Raw genomic sequence first — 15,972 nt, 5'->3', positions numbered from 1 at the left:
GCTTTTTTTGTTTTTGTAGCTTCCATGCTACTTTTTTTGTTCCAGTCTTCTACACGTTTAGAAGTCATTTAAATCTTTCATTATATTAAAACATGTAACAAAAGATTTCTTTATTCTTTGAGGGCATGATGATACAGAATAATTAATCGATCTACACGCCAAAAATCGATTTTTTAGGAAGATAATTAAAAAAATTAATTTATAGAATAATTAATAAGCAATCTAAATCTAACGTTGAATATTCATCAAAATATTCAAATCTATCTTCATTTTTCGCTCAAACATATAAATGTGATCCTGGTCTAATAAAAAAGTCTGACCAGTTATTTTATGAATAACATCACTTGCATTAACACATAATTTAATATCAATTCATTTTCATCTGGCTAGACCATTTAAATGAAATTTATGTTGTAGAATAGTGGCAGTTTCTATTTCAGGTATTCATACGTAACATGTTTTTAGATACATATTATTCAGATATAAATGGCGAATTTTCTTTTACTCGTGAACAAGCGAGTAATTTTGCAAAACGTATCGCAGGCGATTTCAATCCTATTCACGACGAAGATAACAAGCGTTTTTGCGTACCTGGTGATCTACTTTTCTCTGTACTACTAGCAAACGTCGGCATTAGCCAAAAAATGCGCGTGTCATTTGCTGGTATGATCAACGAGACAACTCAACTAAGCATCGCAACCAACTCAGAATCAGAACTATCCATGGTTGATGAAAAAGGTAAGGACTATTTACACTTATCTCGCTCAGGTGACACGACTCATGATCAAGATCTTATTGCACAAATCACCAAGAGTTACGTTCAGTTTTCAGGCATGAACTTCCCTCATATCATGGTGCCTTTGATGAAATCAAAAGACATTATGATTAACCCTACTCGCCCATTAGTTGTGTACGAAAGTATGGAACTTGAATTTTCTCGCCTTGATCTAAAATGCCCTCACGTAGAGCTGACAGGCTCAGACATTGATGTTGATGGTAAGCGTGGCAGCGTAACATTAAAGTTCTGCTTCAAAGAAAATGGCGAAGTGGTTGGAACAGGTCGCAAACGCATGGTAATGAGTGGTTTGAAGCCATACTGCCAAGAAGGTATTGATGATTTAGTTTATCGCTTCAACGCAAAAAAAGAGCAGTACAATAAACTTTATGCTGAATTGGTGTAAGAGGAACGCTTACTACAGAGACAAAAAAGCCGAGGATGAAATATCGTCGGCTTTTTGTCTTTAACTTTAACGTTTTTCAGAACGAGAAACATTACTCGTATCCGGTGAGCTCCATGAAGCCTTTACCTGTATGGCTACCTTTGACTCTTATCGGCCCTTCCCAATAAGGAAATATGAATGGCAACCATTGATCACGACGTACAACTTGTGTCTCAAGTTTAATGAATTGCGATGGAATATCGATTTCCCATACCAACGGAAATTGCTTTCCTTGTACACCATAGTACTTAACCGGGTTCATTCTGATCTGGTTATTATCTAACTGAACGACTTTGCCATTAGGCCAAGAGCGTGAACCGAAGAAATACGGCTCGTTATCTTTTTCACGCAACTGAGATACCATCAGAGCACTGCCATCGTCCAAATGAATAGAGAACCAATCCCAGCCTTGTTGTTGTTTACTCAACATGCTGCTGCTCCATTCACGATCGAACCAACCTTGACCTTTGACACGGTAAGTTTTTCCGTCCAACTCAACTATGCCTTTCACATCCAAGAAAGGAGCACTGTAATAGTAAGAAGCGATATCAAGTAATGGGTGTTTTTTACTATATCCATCCTCTCCCTGTAGAATAATTGAACCGCCCTGTGAAATATCAAGGATCGCTTCCATCTCATTATCGGCAAACTCTAATCGCCCAGGGAAAGGAGAATTCCCTTGCGCCCGCCATGCCCAATTATCTAACCATGCACGAAATGGACTCAAAATCACCCCTGCTTGACCAATACCACCACGGGCAAAACGCTCAGCACGCCAAATCTTATTTTTGGTGGTGATCACCGCATGTGCCATATACATCTGTGGAGTTTTCCAGCCTTTACTCTCTTCATCCCCTGTTGCCATACGAAATAACGTCCACTGTAACGCCATTTGTGTGCCATCATCGGCTTCAAGGTTAGTTGTGAAATACCACCACTCCGCACGGTAATCGGGGTGAGCCCCAAAATCTTTCGGAAACGCTAACTTCTCGCCTTTTACTACAGGCTCAAAAACATAATCTGTTGATTGTGTTAACGACTCGACCGATTTACTTTTTTGCTTTGGCTGGTCACAACCATTTAATACGATGAGCACAGCTAAAAACGCTACAATATGTGTTAACCACATCTGTTTGCTTGTCATTAGAATGACTCCCTTAAAGACAAGATGGCAGAGCGACGGACTAAACGCCAAACAGGCCATGCACCCGCTACTAGCAAGGCTAACAATGCTGTACCGAGTGTTGTTAAATAATCCACTGGGAAATATTGCACTGGCATTGTCCAACCAAATGAATACTTAAGAACAACATCAATCAATAATTGCGCGAGGATCAACCCCAGCGGTAAAGCAATAAGCGCTGTCATAATCCCTATCATTAATAATTGCCCACCACCGAGTAATGCCAGTTCACGCCCTGTCATTCCCATACAACGCAATAGCGAGAATTGGCGCTGACGAGAAATCTCACAAACTACGGTTGCAAAGAACAAACCACATACCGCAATAAACAACGTTAAATGTCCAAGTGTCGAAGTGACAACAAAAGTACGATCAAACACGCCCATGGCTTCTTTCATTAAGGCGGCATTATTACGAATACGTTCAGGTTGCAAACGGAAACGCGCACCTAAATCTGCTAACAATTGATCTGGATTTGCATTTTTCTCTAGATGAATGGCTAACCCTACTTGTCCTGAATGCGGCCAGAAACGTTGCCACTTAGATTGTGAGATCAATACTTGACCATAAGGGTTACCGTAGTCATAATAAATCCCAACAATTTTCCACTTCTTATTCATTGGCGCAGGTAGATCAATCACATCACCCACATCCCAACGATGTTTCAGTGCCATTGATTCACTAACCATAACAGAGCGACTTGTATGCAATGTTTTCCAATAGTCGTAAGCAGTTTCTTTCACCGATAACGCATGTTTTTCACCGTCAGTATTACCGATACTCATCACCTGAATCGTACCCGCCTCAGACGGTGTTTCTTTCTGCCAACTCCACCATACTTGCTCTACTTCAGGCTGCTCTTGTAGCCATTTTGAAATACGTGGTGCCATATTCATGGATGGACGAATGTAAATATCTGCCGCTAATCGCTGCTCAAGCCAACTTTCGGTGGTATTTCTAAAGCTACCTACCATGGTTTCCATACCGATATTGGAAGCCAATGCCAGCATAAATGCCATTGCCGCAACCCCTCGGTAACTTAGGCTTGCAGCGGCATCATTAAAGAACCAACGCAGCTGAGCAGAGCGACAAACTTTGCCAAGCCCAAGGAAAAGCTTCCAAAGTAGGAACGGCATAAATAAGCCTGATGCAATCAAAATAAATGCAATTAATGCAAACCCTGCTAATTGACCGTGTGGTAGTTGATAAATAGCAAATGCCACAAGGATGAAGACCCCTGAGAACAAGGCTTGCCAAGCAAACTCACGACCACTAAAACGGATCAGTGATAAATGTGCAGATAAACGCGCAGGTTGAGTTCTGACTAAACGGATCATTGGTCATGTGCAAGCAAAAGCACAACCAAATACCGCAATCGCTAAGCTTGCTAGTCCCCATGACCAATGCCATTGAATATGTAAGCTTACGTTCGCGCTATATAAATCATTAAGTGACGCGGCAACACCTGGCAACAATTGATGAGCCAATAATAAACCCAGTAAGTTACCGCCAATTAATCCCAATACAATCCATGCCGATAACTCAAACATCAAGGCTTTGGCGATTTGGCTGCTGGTAACACCTAGCTGGCGTAATATCCCCACTAATGGCTGACGCTGAGCGAATGACAGTGACATGGCTTGATAGAAAATAAACAGCCCCACCACAAACGACAGCATACCCATTGCAAACAAGTTCAAGTGGAATGCATTAGTTAACGGCTCTAATTTCGCACTTTGCTTACGCTCTAACGTTAAACCTGGTGGTAAAATATGGGTGAGTTTACTTAAATCTTTACGGCTCATTTCACCACAGACAACCGCAGTGAAGCCTGAACTTGGATTCAATTCACGTAATAAGGCAATATCTGCAATCATACGCGGCTCATTCATGCGTTCATCATGACTTATTTCGATAGGCCCTATCTTCTTACCCGAATCTAAGGTGATCATACTGCCATCACTCAAACCAATATAATTAGCGAGTTGTTCACCAATCATGATTGGGTATGGTGGGCGCATCAATTCCAGTAACTTCACTTTACCGTCATCAAGCGCATGACTATCACTTACCCCCATGAGTGCAACAGGATCAATACCTAGTAATTGAAAGTCACGATGTTGATCGGTAACAATGCGATATTCTTCAAGTGGCGAACATGTTTTTAACCCTGCTCGACGCATTTGAATATAAAAACCCTGAGGGACTTTCATCCCAACTTGTGCATGGCGAATCCGATATGGGAATGGATTAGAAAAGAGTTGTTCGCCTTCACGATAGCTTTCTTTGGCTTGCTGGTTAACAGCCATAACACCAACCAGCAATGCGATGCCTAGTGTTAAACCTAGCCATACCAGAATGATTTGAAACGGGTGACGACGGTAATGCCCCCAAAGCGAATTAACTACGGGGCGCAACATGTAACTGCCCCCCTTGCAAACGCACCTGTCCCTGCATATGTGATGCAACTTTATTACTGTGCGTTACCACCAGCAATGTACAGTGTAATTTCTTAGTTAATGAGATCAATAAACGAATCACTGCTTCTGCGTTACGTTCGTCAAGGCTACCTGTTGGCTCGTCTGCCAATAAAATTTTCGGCTCCATATAAATGGCACGCGCAATGGCAGCACGTTGTTGCTGTCCACCGGAAATTTCTTCAGGATAACGATCAAGCAGTGACATTAAATTTAGCGCCGAGATCAACTGACGCCACAATTTATCATCGGCAGGTAATCCCTTCAGCTGACGACAAAAACGAATATTATCTGCCACCGTCAGGGTTGGTAATAAGTTGTATTGCTGAAATACTAGCCCAATATTATCTCGACGAAACGCAGTACGTTCACGCTCTGAAATAGAATGGATAGGTGTTTTACCTAGCCAAATCTCTCCTTGTTCTGGAATATCTAATCCCGCAATCAGGTTTAAAAGTGTACTTTTTCCAGATCCACTTTCCCCCATTAACGCAATTTGATCACCTGGTTCGAGCTCTAAATTCGTCCCTTGCAGCACGGAATGAAACTCGGAACCATCACGGTATCCTTTACTGAGTTCCGCCAGTCGTAACATCTATATCACCAACACTCTAGTTTCTATTAATCGCTCAAAATTTAAGTGATTAATCAAAATAACTTTAATAAATACTTCATGTATTTACGAGGGCAAAATTTACATCAAATAGCACTGTCAATAAAGTGATTTAGGTTTTGAGAGACATAATTTATAAATTTCTGTCCATCTATATCAAAATAACAACAATGGTGTTTTTCCCCTCATATTAAAGCCTAGAATAGTATGTTGATAAATAATATCTATGATAACCATCAATTCTAGTTATCTTAAGCCACTAAATTATTAATCCATCGACGAGAATAAACCCGAAAAGAAGAAGCAAACCATTTAACAAGCTCTTCTAAGCCTAATAATGCATACACCCATTCGATAGGCCAATGTAAAACAAATGCGCAAAATGCCGTGACTGGAATACCAATAACCCATTGCGCAATAATATCTTGGTAAAAGCAAAATTTAATATCGCCTCCTGCACGCAATACCCCAACAATCATCACTATAGGAATACTTTTCAGCACTAGCACAATGGCAAAAATATCAAAGAAATGATCGGTTAAATTACGTACGTCTGGCGTTAGACCCGAAAATAAACTTAACAGTGGTTGCTTAATGACAAACATCAGCAACACTGTTGCTAGCGCACAAACCAAATTGACTAAAGTAAATGCCCACGCCTTTAAATAAGCTTCATCGTTTTTATTAGCACCAAGTAAATTACCAATGAACACTGCTGACGCACTCGATATACCAATCAACATTGCTAAGGATAAAGATTCAATTGGCGTGATCACCGATATTGCCGCTAAACCATTAACACCTAATTGCCCAATAATGGCGTGATACACAAAAATACCACCCGCCCACGCTAAATGGTTAAAAGTAATCGGCAACGATAATTTAAGAAAACGAAAAATATCTTTCTGGTTACAAACGCTCTTAATAGTCGAAAAATTGAATGCTAATAAATGATTACGTCCATATAAATAAGAGCCTAATAATACTAACTCAATTGCACCACTTAATAAGGTTGCCCATGCCGCCCCTTTGATCCCCATTTCTGGGAATCCAAATTTACCAAAAATCAAAATCCAGTTAAGGAACATATTGGCAACAATACCAATACCACTAAATAAGGTACTGACCCCTGGCTGGTGCATAGCTCGCAAGCCAACAGCCATGCTGATAACAAAAGCCGCCCCAAGCAAGTTAAACGCTATGATTTGTAGATAATCAGAACCTAATGCAATAACGTCTAGTGATTGAGTTGCAAACCTCATAATGGCTTCAGGTATAAATAAGAACAAAGCCGCAGTCAAAGAAGCAAAGCCACCACTGATCATTACCGTTAACGCTGTTGCTTCACGCAAACCTTGCTTGTTATTCGCGCCCCAATACTGAGCTGCTAACATAGCGCCACCTGTAGATACACCAAATAGCATAACAAGCGCGACGAAAAACGCTTTACCAGCAATGCCAGCTGCTGCTACTTCAACATTACCCAACTGCCCTAACATCATGATATCAACAAGGCTTCGGCTCGAAAACAGCATTGACTGCAACGCAATTGGGAGCGCAATCCAAAAGAGAGAACGGAAAAAACCACGGTTAAACTGTTGGAGAACTAGAGTCGGCATTATCATTATCCCTAATGTAAACGATCGGAAGCCAAGTAGCTTCTATCTAAAAATTTACGAATACATAACCTTCACAATGATGCATTATGAGTAAGAACAACTAAAATCGAAACGCTGGCGGAGAGTAAAGCGAACGTACAATCACGCACGCGCGAGGCTATACTAATCTTATAAATTTTTCGACGCCATTCATATTTTTTTGTTGTTCGTTACAATTAACAAAAATATAGTTATTTATAATTAGGTATACCCAAGTACCACCATAAGGAAGTGGAGTGATGAAGTAATGTGTAAAACAATTCTTGTTGTTGGTGCGTCAGGTTACGTGGGTAGCCACCTTGTTCCTGAACTACTCAATCAAGGTCATCGTGTTAAAGCAACGGGACGTAATTTACAGCTATTGCGTAAGCGTGGTTGGAACGATCTCGAACACCTTGAGCTTATTCATTTAGATCTCAGCGATAACAGCGACCTCACCGATTTACTCCATGATGTCGATATTGTCTATTTCCTCGTTCATGGCATGAACCATGGACATGATTTTATTGATTTTGAACTCGAATGTGCCCGTCACTTTTCTCAATACCTCGAAAAGAGCCATGTTGAACAAGTGATTTATCTAGGTGCATTACAATCAGAAGATGCTGCTTCTACTCACCTTATTGCCCGTAAAGAAACAGGTAATATTCTCCGTAGCAGTGGTAAAACCGTCATTGAATTACGTGCAGGTATTATCATCGGCCCGGGCTCTGCTGCCTTTGAGGTAATGCGCGATTTTGTTAGTCACTTACCAGTGATGCTAACCCCGAAATGGGTGACATCGCGCAACTCACCGATAGCGCTTAGAAACCTGTTGTTCTATTTAACAGAGCTGATCAAAAAGCCTACTCACGAAAGCATGATTTTCGATGTGGCAGGTCCTGAACAGCTGACCTACCGTGAACAAATGGTGAGGCTTGGTAAACTGATCAATAAAAAGATCCGTGTTATTCCACTGAAGTTTTTAAGCCCTGCATTAGCAGCCTATTGGTTACGCTTTATTACCTCTGTACCAACCAATATTGCCCGAGCGTTAATTAACGGCCTGCAATATGATTTACCCGCAGATGGAAGCAAGCTGCAAGCCTATATTCCTCAAGTGCTGATAAGTTATGACGATGCGGTCGCCGAAGCGTTAGAAATGAATGATGAGATCATTGATAGTGAAATATGGGGATTCGATCCTGATGCGCTATCTCGTTGGCAACCCGACTATGGCTACTACCCTAAGCAGGCAGGATACACCTTAAAAACCGATGCTAGCTGCGAAGATCTATGGCGACAAGTTCAGCTTGTCGGTGGTGATGAAGGCTACTTTTTTGCCAATGGCTTATGGCGATTACGGGAATGGATGGATGCCATGATTGGCGGCAATGCATTAGAGCGTTATCGTCGTGATCCTAGTCATCTAGAACTCGGTGATCGTATTGATTCATGGAAAGTGATCAGTTTAGAAGAGAACCACTTCTTATCATTACTCTTTGGTATGAAAGCTCCGGGGTTGGGTCGTTTAGAGTTTACCATTAATGATCATGGTGAATACCGCACTATCGATATTCGCGCATGGTGGCACCCAAAAGGCTTTAAAGGGTTATTATACTGGTTTGCCATGATGCCAGCGCACTTGTTTATCTTCCGAGGTATGACATACCAATTAGTAAAACGCTGCAAAGCTAAGGCAAAAGACGGACAAATCGATACTGTTTAAACAGGTATATTTGGCACTAACAAAATAAAAAACGCCCAATTGAATCACTCTCAATTGGGCGTTTTACTATTCTTTTACATGTATGGCTGCTAGTTATACGTTTCGTTACACTGTCACATATTTTTTAGCACATGTCATTTTCAATGCCGCTATTGGTCCGCTAATCAAAGTAAAACCAATCAAGATAGACACTGGGACAGCTGTAATCACAATAAAGGATTGCAGGGCATTTAAACCACCATCACCTGCTAATAACAATACCGCAGCTACAACGCCCATGGTGATCGCCCAGAACAAACGATGCTTGCTGTCAGGCTCATTATCACCTGATACCACCATTGCAATAGAGTACGCCATTGAATCCCCTGTTGTTACAACAAAGGTGGTGGTTAACACTAGAAATGCAGGTAATAAGATACTGCTAAATGGTAAATTAGACAGTGTTGCTAATAGTACGGCAGGTAATCCAGCATCATTTAACGGTCCTGAAATTACACCCGGATTTTGCAGCTCAAGGTAAATCCCGCTACCACCTAATACAGTAAACCAGAAATTTGTCGCAATCGGTGCACCAATCGCTACCGCTAACACTAGCCCACGAATACTTCGGCCTTCTGAAATACGTGCAATGAAGATCGCCATCATAGGAGCAAAACCAATAAACCAGCCCCAGAAGAACCATGTCCACCACACATTCCAAGATGGTTTGTCTGTCGTTAGGCTTAACTCACCAAAATGCTGTAGGTATCCACCAAAGGCGCTACCGAACTCATTTAAAATAAATTGTGTTGGACCTAAAAACAGCATTGCTAACAATAGACCAAAAGCACCAATAACATTAATACGTGATAGCCACTGCAAGCCTTTATCCATACCAGATGCTGCTGAAATAGAATAAACAGCAACCACAACAGCTAGAATAACCAATTGAGATTGCACATTGTTTTCTAAGCCAGTAAGTAGCTCTAAGCTATAACCTAGTTGCGATGCTAAAAAGCCAATTGGACCAATGGTACCTGCTGCAACAGCAATAATAGAACACGCATCAATGACACTGCCCATCCAGTGATTTTCAAGCTTATTACCAAAAATAGGAAACAGCAAAGCACGTGGACGTAACTTTACGCCGTGTTCATGGTGTGCGTACATCAACACAATTGTCGCCAATGTGCCTAATACCGCCCATGCTAAAAAGCCCCAATGTAAAAAGGCTTGATCCAGTGCTGGAGCTACAGCTTGCAGCGTTGAACCACTCACATCTGAAAATGCAGGTGGTGGCGTAATAAAGTGGTAAATTGGCTCAGCAGCAGACCAAAATACCCCACCACCAGCTAATAAGGTACACATGATCATGGCTAACCATCGGAACGTACCGATTGTCGGCTTAGATTCCGCACCCATGACCTTTTTACCCAGTGGACTAAATGCCAAAACTAAAGCAAAAATGAAATTAACCAGCATCAACCACTGCCAGCTTTGACCAAATGTATTGGCGGCAGATTCGAAACTTGTTTGAATAAATGCTGTAAAACTGGACATATCGAACAGTGCAGCAAAAATGAATAAAGAAATGAAACCAATCGTTAGAATTGGAACAAGTTTAGCTTCAACATTGCTCGAAACTTCACTTGAAGAAGTAGCGTCACCATTAGCTATTTGGCATACGTTAGTTGGCATAAATATCTCACTTTGTGTGTGAGGGACGAGAGATTAACAGCCCAACAACACAAAAGCCAGATAAAAAACCTTTAATATTCAAAGCAAAAATAGCATAAACCACTTTAAAATTCGTTTTTAAGTGGCATTTCATGATGTTACAAATTCGTGTGATAAATAAACTTATCTGCCATTCTATGGGGTTGGTAGCGATGCTGATGTCAAAATAACAGCCGATTAGCCAATCAACAAAAATAGTTACTACTCTAATTAATTTAAGTCATCACAAGCTAAGTTAATGCTAATAACTATTCAATATCATTGTTCGTTAATGGAGAGTTAACACGAGGATCACGGCTGCATTTTTCACTAATCAATGATCAAATCATGAAAAGTTAACGTGTTCTTTTTACCGATGTGTAAGATCTGTTGTTTAGGCACTAACAGCCATTGCTCATTTTGCTCCAATGGCTCAGATGCTAACGTGATACTTTCAGTTGTTTGCTTTATATAAATCGTTGGCGCTGCATTATCTGTACTGTAGCGCACCACCCAAAAGCTATTACCATCGGAAATACAAATGGATGCCTGAAGTGGTTGAGTGACTTCTTTTTCCTGCATTGCCTGTTCGATTTCATACATAGTCTGATTTATCGCAGCAATAGGATCGTTTTGTAAGCCATTTTTAATCATCAACAGAAAGATGATTTCACTGTCTGTCGTCCCTACTCGCTTGTTATACAAACTTTCAGATAACAAGCGCTCTAATGTAAAACGAACCTTATCAAAGCCACCAATCTGCCCGTTATGTAGAAACATCCATTGTTGATAGATAAAAGGATGACAGTTTGCTCGTGATACTTCAGCGCCAGTAGAGAAACGTACATGCGCCATAAAACGATGAGAACAAATATGATGAGTTAAAGAGCGAAGATTATCGTCAGCCCACGCAGGTATAATCTCATGATAACGCCCCGGCATTTCACGTTCGGCATACCAGCCCAGTCCAAAACCGTCACCATTGACATAGTTAACCGCTTTACGCTCTTCTAATGTTTGGTGGATCAAAGAATGTTCTGGTTGATAAATCAGTTCATCTAAATAAATTGCGTTACCGTGATATGCAAGCCAACGAGACATCTAATTACCTATTTACGATTGAAAAAATAGAATAAACGCCGATAACTAATAGAAATCAATAACGAATAAGATAGTAGGCATATATCTAAATAAATCAGTCGTGTATACGCTGTTTAATGTACTGCTTAGGTGGTCGACCTAGTGTCTTTTTAAAGAAGGTAATAAATGCACTAACAGATTCATAACCCAGATCTTCCGATACACGTTGTACTGCCTCACCAGAAGATAATTTTTGTAATGCTAAAACAATGTGCAACTGCCCGCGCCAATTACCAAATGTTAAACCTAATTCTTGTTTAACTAATCGTGCGAGAGTTCTTTCACTCATTGCATATTTACTTCCCCATTCACCAACCGTACTTCTATCACTTGGATTCTCAATTAACGCTAAAGCAATTTTATGTAAGCGAGGCTCTTCAGGAATAGGAAAATCAAAATGCTCAGATGGCATTGTTGTTAATTCATCTATCAGCACCTCAACTAATCGAGCGGTACTCCCTTCTGATTTATAAGATTGATCTAACTCTGTTAATCGAACAATCAATTCACGTAGCAAGGGAGAGACAGACAACGTACAGGCCTTTAAAGGCATACCGACTACATCTTGATCTACAAATAAATTACAGAGATCAGCATCTTCTGAAATGCTTAAGCTGTGAGGGACTTGGCTAGGGATCCAAACAGCACAGTTTGCTGGCACCATCCAAATCGCATCGGCAATTTTACAGCGCACATAGCCATTTAGCGGTAATACCAATTGACCTTTATGATGATGATGAAATGGGATTTCTTCATCAATATCAGCCCCTGACAAGCTCATCGCCACGACTTTTTGCGGATACAGATCAGAATCGAATGCTGGGAGATTTTTACTGAATTTCATAAGCTGTCCGTTTTTAGTTATATACTGTCAATATAACTTAATACAGAAAATATTGGGAGGGATATTATGTCACTAAAAATTTAAGGAGAGACCTATGTCACATAAGAATAATAAAACAGTACCTAAAGTTGCACGACCAGCTCTTGTCATCTTAGGTATTCTACTTATCGCAAGTAACCTTCGTGCACCACTTACAGGTTTAGGACCAATTCTAGACTTCATCTCACACGATCTGGGTTTAAGCGCAACTCAAGCTGGTATGTTAACCACTTTGCCATTATTGGCTTTTGCCCTATTTTCGCTGGTATCGTCAGGACTTGCTCGTAAGATTGGCTTAGAGCCATCGTTAATGATAGCGCTTGTCCTTGTTGGTGCAGGTGTCCTTATTCGCTCTGGCGGCTCTACCCTTATGCTATTTTTGGGTACATGTATTATTGGTGTTGGTATCGCTATTGGTAACGTGTTACTACCAAGTTTATTGAAAAGAGACTTCCCAAAGCAGGTAACAACATTAACAGCAGTCTATGTGCTAATCATGGGTATTGGTTCTACGTTAAGCTCTAGTACTGCTATCCCAATGATGAAACTTGCAGGTTCAATGGGCTTCAATGCAATCCCACACTGGGCATTTGCTTTAGCAACCGTACTGATCTTCCCTGTTATTTCAATCATTGTATGGTTACCACAATTAGCAGGTCATACACGCCCTTCTGCTGATACCGCTGATATTGATAGTCACAGCTACCTATGGCGCTCAGCAGCTGCATGGCAAGTTACTATCTTCTTGGGTTTGAACTCTTTCATTATGTATATCTTTATCAGCTGGTTACCAAGCATCCTCATTGATAACGGTTATACAGAGAACCAAGCAGGTTACCTACACGGTGTGTTACAGCTTTCAACAGCAGTTCCTGCGCTAGTGCTTATTCCGCTAATGGCAAAAATGAAAGACAAACGTGCAATGAGCTTTGCCATGGCTATTCTGGCTTTCATCGGTATTCTTGGTCTACTTATGATGCCCGAGCACGCATTAATCTGGGTAATTTGCTTTGGCTTTAGCTGTGGTGGTGGTTTTATTCTTGGCTTGTCATTTGTAGGTATCCGTACTCATGATGCGCACCAAGCAGCAGCACTATCAGGTATGGCGCAATGCATGGGGTACTTACTTGCAGCAACTGGCCCTATTATTTTTGGCTCACTGCATGAATCAACACACAGCTGGGAAGTACCACTATATATGACATTAGCAGTGTGTGTGGTTTGGGGATTTTTAGCGCTGTTTGCTGGTCGTTCACACGTTATTGTTCGCACACAAAGTGGCAAAGATATTGTTATTGATGCACCTGTTCATGAAACACTACAAGATGAATTAAAACGCTTGAAGAAAGAATTAGCACTGATGACAGAAGAACGTAATGAACTAAAAAAAGCATTTAACGCTAAATTATAATGCTCTCTCATTTGGCAAGGATGCCATTCTGCTTAAATATTGGCTAGATGCCGATATTTTTATTTATCATTTCATTTACAGCCCCTCACTTATGCAACAACAGCTTGTAATAACAAAGATTGCTGCTCAATTTTGATCGTTTTACTTTACGTTTTATTTCCGTGGACAATCGATAATGAAACACGCGTCTTTATTTGCTTATACAGCCCTATTTTCACCACTTGCACTCGCTCAGTCAGATAACATACAACCACAACAAAATATGGTTTACACCCTTGCTATAACCATTATTTTCTTAATCGCTGTTGCTTGTTACCACGTCACTAAAAAGAAAGTGCGCCAACATAAGCCACAGGCTCCATCCTTTCTTCATCATCTCATTGGTTTTGTAATTGGATTTGTTTGTTTCTATGTTCTTTTCTATTTTCTTGGTATGTGCTTGTAAATTTCTTGTAGTGAAATCAGCGAAATGGCGCCGTATTTAAAATTGGTTTTACCGCTTAATGCACTCTGTACAATCGGCATTAAGCGGTAAGCTCTGTTTAGCTTTCAGACAGTTATATACCCAAGTACATTTAGACACTAAGCTGACAATTTACTCAATCACCATTTGTATGCTTACTATGTAATTTCCTTTCTCCCTTGGCACCATTACTAAGGATACTGTATGAAGAAAATAACAATTGCTGGTTTTGCCCTTGCTGCCTTCTTACTCGCAGGGTGTAACAACGCAGACGATCACGACATTAACGGCTCATTGACGCAAGTGGGTGTTGCCAATGACTTCTACCTCAACAATGCTCCTGCCGCGAGTATCATACTATCTAAAGACAAAAGTCATTTCCTGACGCTTTCTATTAACAGTAATAGTCTCCATACGCTGCTCACCAAAAAAGAAGCGATGAACTACAATCAAAACAATCCCAATATTGATGCGTCATTAAATTGGAATGGGCATTTTATTATTGATAAAAACAAGCCATCAGGTCTGGTGTTGCGATTAGAAAGCCTCAATAAAGAAAATAACACAGCAAAGATCCACTACACCGCGACGCTGGTTAGCCCAAAAGCAGATACCAATAAAACTATCCAGTTAAGTGATTCTTTCACCCTGTCTGACAGTAACTGGCAGAAGATCGATAAACTCTACCAACAACAGCAAAAGCTGAAGGCGAAACAAGATAGCCAAAACAAAGAAACATCTAATTAGGCTATGAATTTCCATCCGATATGGGATATTAATGGACATCGTCGCTTTAACACGTATGATCGGCGGCAATCTATTGAACTCCCATATTGGAATAGCATTTTGATCAGAGAAAATGTCTTTACCTCATACGAAAATTGGACCAAACCTTTCGTATCTGAAGTTGCTGAAATCATTAACCTACTGAAAGATCATGGCTACGATGCAAATAAACTTGCGCTAGTTACTGGTTTACAAGAGAAGAATGTAAGTAGCTGGACTGCTAAATATAAAAAAGAGCCTTTTAACGTCTCTACTATTCCATACCCATGCTGGTGTTTCCTTGCGGCGTTAGTTGGTCGACAAAACATTGCCATGAGTGGCGAAGTGATCAAAGTTGAAGATATTCGTCGTGTATTGCGCCTATTCAAACCAACTGCATTTGGTGCTCGTAATACTTTTGTGTGCCCAACTAGCGAACAATTCGCGAAGCTGATCGATAGCGGTTTATTTGAAGAGATGACAGCACAAAACATTTGTGAGCTTTTCAATTGGAACCCAAGCCAATTTATTGAAAGCCTACAAACAGGCAAATTGCCTTTCTTAAACTGGTGTTTGATCGTCATGATGTTAGGTATCAATATTCAAAAAATGGTACTAAAAGATCTAGAAGCGCCACTAGAGTACGTAGCAGAATAATCTGAGAGACATATCCTCCTCACTTATTTAAAGAAAACGACGAGAAAGCTAATCACGTTACTCGTCGTTTTTATTATCCCATTTTCATCATTATCAACT

At 40.6% G+C, this 15,972-nt stretch carries 12 protein-coding genes and 1 pseudogene; 6 read left to right on the top strand and 7 right to left on the bottom strand.

Annotated elements, in window-relative coordinates; all coding sequences use genetic code 11:
- The first annotated feature begins 455 nt into the window (after positions 1–455).
- A complete protein-coding gene (locus tag Q7674_RS14500) occupies positions 456–1,181 on the top strand; it encodes a DUF3581 domain-containing protein (RefSeq protein ID WP_045062902.1) in 726 nt (241 codons plus the stop codon).
- A gap of 91 nt (positions 1,182–1,272) precedes the next feature.
- On the opposite strand, the gene Q7674_RS14495 is transcribed toward Q7674_RS14500, so the two are convergent.
- The 4 genes and pseudogenes from Q7674_RS14495 to Q7674_RS14480 form a co-directional block, all read right to left on the bottom strand.
- Positions 1,273–2,364, bottom strand: coding sequence for a lipocalin-like domain-containing protein (locus Q7674_RS14495; protein ID WP_045062903.1), 1,092 nt, complete (start codon positions 2,362–2,364; stop codon positions 1,273–1,275).
- Positions 2,364–4,823, bottom strand: a pseudogene (locus Q7674_RS14490) (ABC transporter permease). Before Q7674_RS14490 ends, Q7674_RS14495 begins: the two are co-directional and overlap by 1 nt.
- Positions 4,804–5,475, bottom strand: coding sequence for an ABC transporter ATP-binding protein (locus Q7674_RS14485; RefSeq protein WP_042116934.1), 672 nt, complete (start codon positions 5,473–5,475; stop codon positions 4,804–4,806). Before Q7674_RS14485 ends, Q7674_RS14490 begins: the two are co-directional and overlap by 20 nt.
- A 269-nt stretch (positions 5,476–5,744) precedes the next feature.
- A complete protein-coding gene (locus tag Q7674_RS14480; RefSeq protein WP_045062905.1) occupies positions 5,745–7,112 on the bottom strand; it encodes an MATE family efflux transporter in 1,368 nt (455 codons plus the stop codon).
- A 286-nt stretch (positions 7,113–7,398) separates the two neighbouring features.
- Here Q7674_RS14480 and Q7674_RS14475 point away from each other — a divergent pair, with 286 nt between their 5' ends.
- Entirely contained in the window at positions 7,399–8,859 is a 1,461-nt protein-coding gene (locus tag Q7674_RS14475; RefSeq protein WP_008987155.1) for a DUF2867 domain-containing protein, read from the top strand.
- Between the two features lie 105 nt (positions 8,860–8,964).
- On the opposite strand, the gene Q7674_RS14470 is transcribed toward Q7674_RS14475, so the two are convergent.
- From Q7674_RS14470 to Q7674_RS14460, 3 genes are all read right to left on the bottom strand, one after another.
- The gene (locus Q7674_RS14470) at positions 8,965–10,536 is read right to left on the bottom strand and encodes a BCCT family transporter (protein WP_045062906.1); all 1,572 of its coding nucleotides are present in this window, start codon (positions 10,534–10,536) and stop codon (positions 8,965–8,967) included.
- A gap of 348 nt (positions 10,537–10,884) precedes the next feature.
- Complete coding sequence (locus tag Q7674_RS14465; RefSeq protein WP_045062907.1) at positions 10,885–11,655, bottom strand: class II glutamine amidotransferase; 771 nt, start codon at positions 11,653–11,655, stop codon at positions 10,885–10,887.
- Between the two features lie 94 nt (positions 11,656–11,749).
- A complete protein-coding gene (locus Q7674_RS14460) occupies positions 11,750–12,538 on the bottom strand; it encodes an AraC family transcriptional regulator (RefSeq protein ID WP_045062908.1) in 789 nt (262 codons plus the stop codon).
- Between the two features lie 94 nt (positions 12,539–12,632).
- Between Q7674_RS14460 and Q7674_RS14455 the strand changes: the two genes are divergently transcribed.
- From Q7674_RS14455 to Q7674_RS14440, 4 genes are all read left to right on the top strand, one after another.
- Positions 12,633–13,988: an MFS transporter gene (locus Q7674_RS14455; protein WP_305424095.1), complete on the top strand. Its 1,356-nt coding sequence runs from the start codon at positions 12,633–12,635 to the stop codon at positions 13,986–13,988.
- 175 nt (positions 13,989–14,163) lie between these two features.
- Positions 14,164–14,433 (top strand): membrane protein, encoded by a 270-nt coding sequence (locus tag Q7674_RS14450; RefSeq protein ID WP_045062910.1) that lies wholly within the window; start codon positions 14,164–14,166, stop codon positions 14,431–14,433.
- 222 nt (positions 14,434–14,655) lie between these two features.
- On the top strand, positions 14,656–15,198 hold the full coding sequence (locus tag Q7674_RS14445) for a hypothetical protein (protein ID WP_045062911.1): 543 nt from the start codon (positions 14,656–14,658) through the stop codon (positions 15,196–15,198).
- Between the two features lie 99 nt (positions 15,199–15,297).
- A complete protein-coding gene (locus tag Q7674_RS14440; RefSeq protein ID WP_008987162.1) occupies positions 15,298–15,873 on the top strand; it encodes a hypothetical protein in 576 nt (191 codons plus the stop codon).
- The last annotated feature ends 99 nt before the right edge of the window (positions 15,874–15,972 follow it).

It is taken from the genome of Photobacterium leiognathi (assembly GCF_030685535.1).
GTDB lineage: Bacteria > Pseudomonadota > Gammaproteobacteria > Enterobacterales > Vibrionaceae > Photobacterium > Photobacterium leiognathi.
Note: the sequence above shows the minus strand (reverse complement) of the source record. Positions and strands in the feature narration are given on the sequence as shown.

Bases quoted from the DNA above. Each gene is read 5' to 3' on its own strand.
- Q7674_RS14500 (WP_045062902.1), top strand. From the start codon at position 456: ATGTTTTTAGATACATATTATTCAGATATAAATGGCGAATTTTCTTTT.
- Q7674_RS14495 (WP_045062903.1), bottom strand. From the start codon at position 2,364: ATGACAAGCAAACAGATGTGGTTAACACATATTGTAGCGTTTTTAGCT.
- Q7674_RS14485 (WP_042116934.1), bottom strand. From the start codon at position 5,475: ATGTTACGACTGGCGGAACTCAGTAAAGGATACCGTGATGGTTCCGAG.
- Q7674_RS14480 (WP_045062905.1), bottom strand. From the start codon at position 7,112: ATGCCGACTCTAGTTCTCCAACAGTTTAACCGTGGTTTTTTCCGTTCT.
- Q7674_RS14475 (WP_008987155.1), top strand. From the start codon at position 7,399: ATGTGTAAAACAATTCTTGTTGTTGGTGCGTCAGGTTACGTGGGTAGC.
- Q7674_RS14470 (WP_045062906.1), bottom strand. From the start codon at position 10,536: ATGCCAACTAACGTATGCCAAATAGCTAATGGTGACGCTACTTCTTCA.
- Q7674_RS14465 (WP_045062907.1), bottom strand. From the start codon at position 11,655: ATGTCTCGTTGGCTTGCATATCACGGTAACGCAATTTATTTAGATGAA.
- Q7674_RS14460 (WP_045062908.1), bottom strand. From the start codon at position 12,538: ATGAAATTCAGTAAAAATCTCCCAGCATTCGATTCTGATCTGTATCCG.
- Q7674_RS14455 (WP_305424095.1), top strand. From the start codon at position 12,633: ATGTCACATAAGAATAATAAAACAGTACCTAAAGTTGCACGACCAGCT.
- Q7674_RS14450 (WP_045062910.1), top strand. From the start codon at position 14,164: ATGAAACACGCGTCTTTATTTGCTTATACAGCCCTATTTTCACCACTT.
- Q7674_RS14445 (WP_045062911.1), top strand. From the start codon at position 14,656: ATGAAGAAAATAACAATTGCTGGTTTTGCCCTTGCTGCCTTCTTACTC.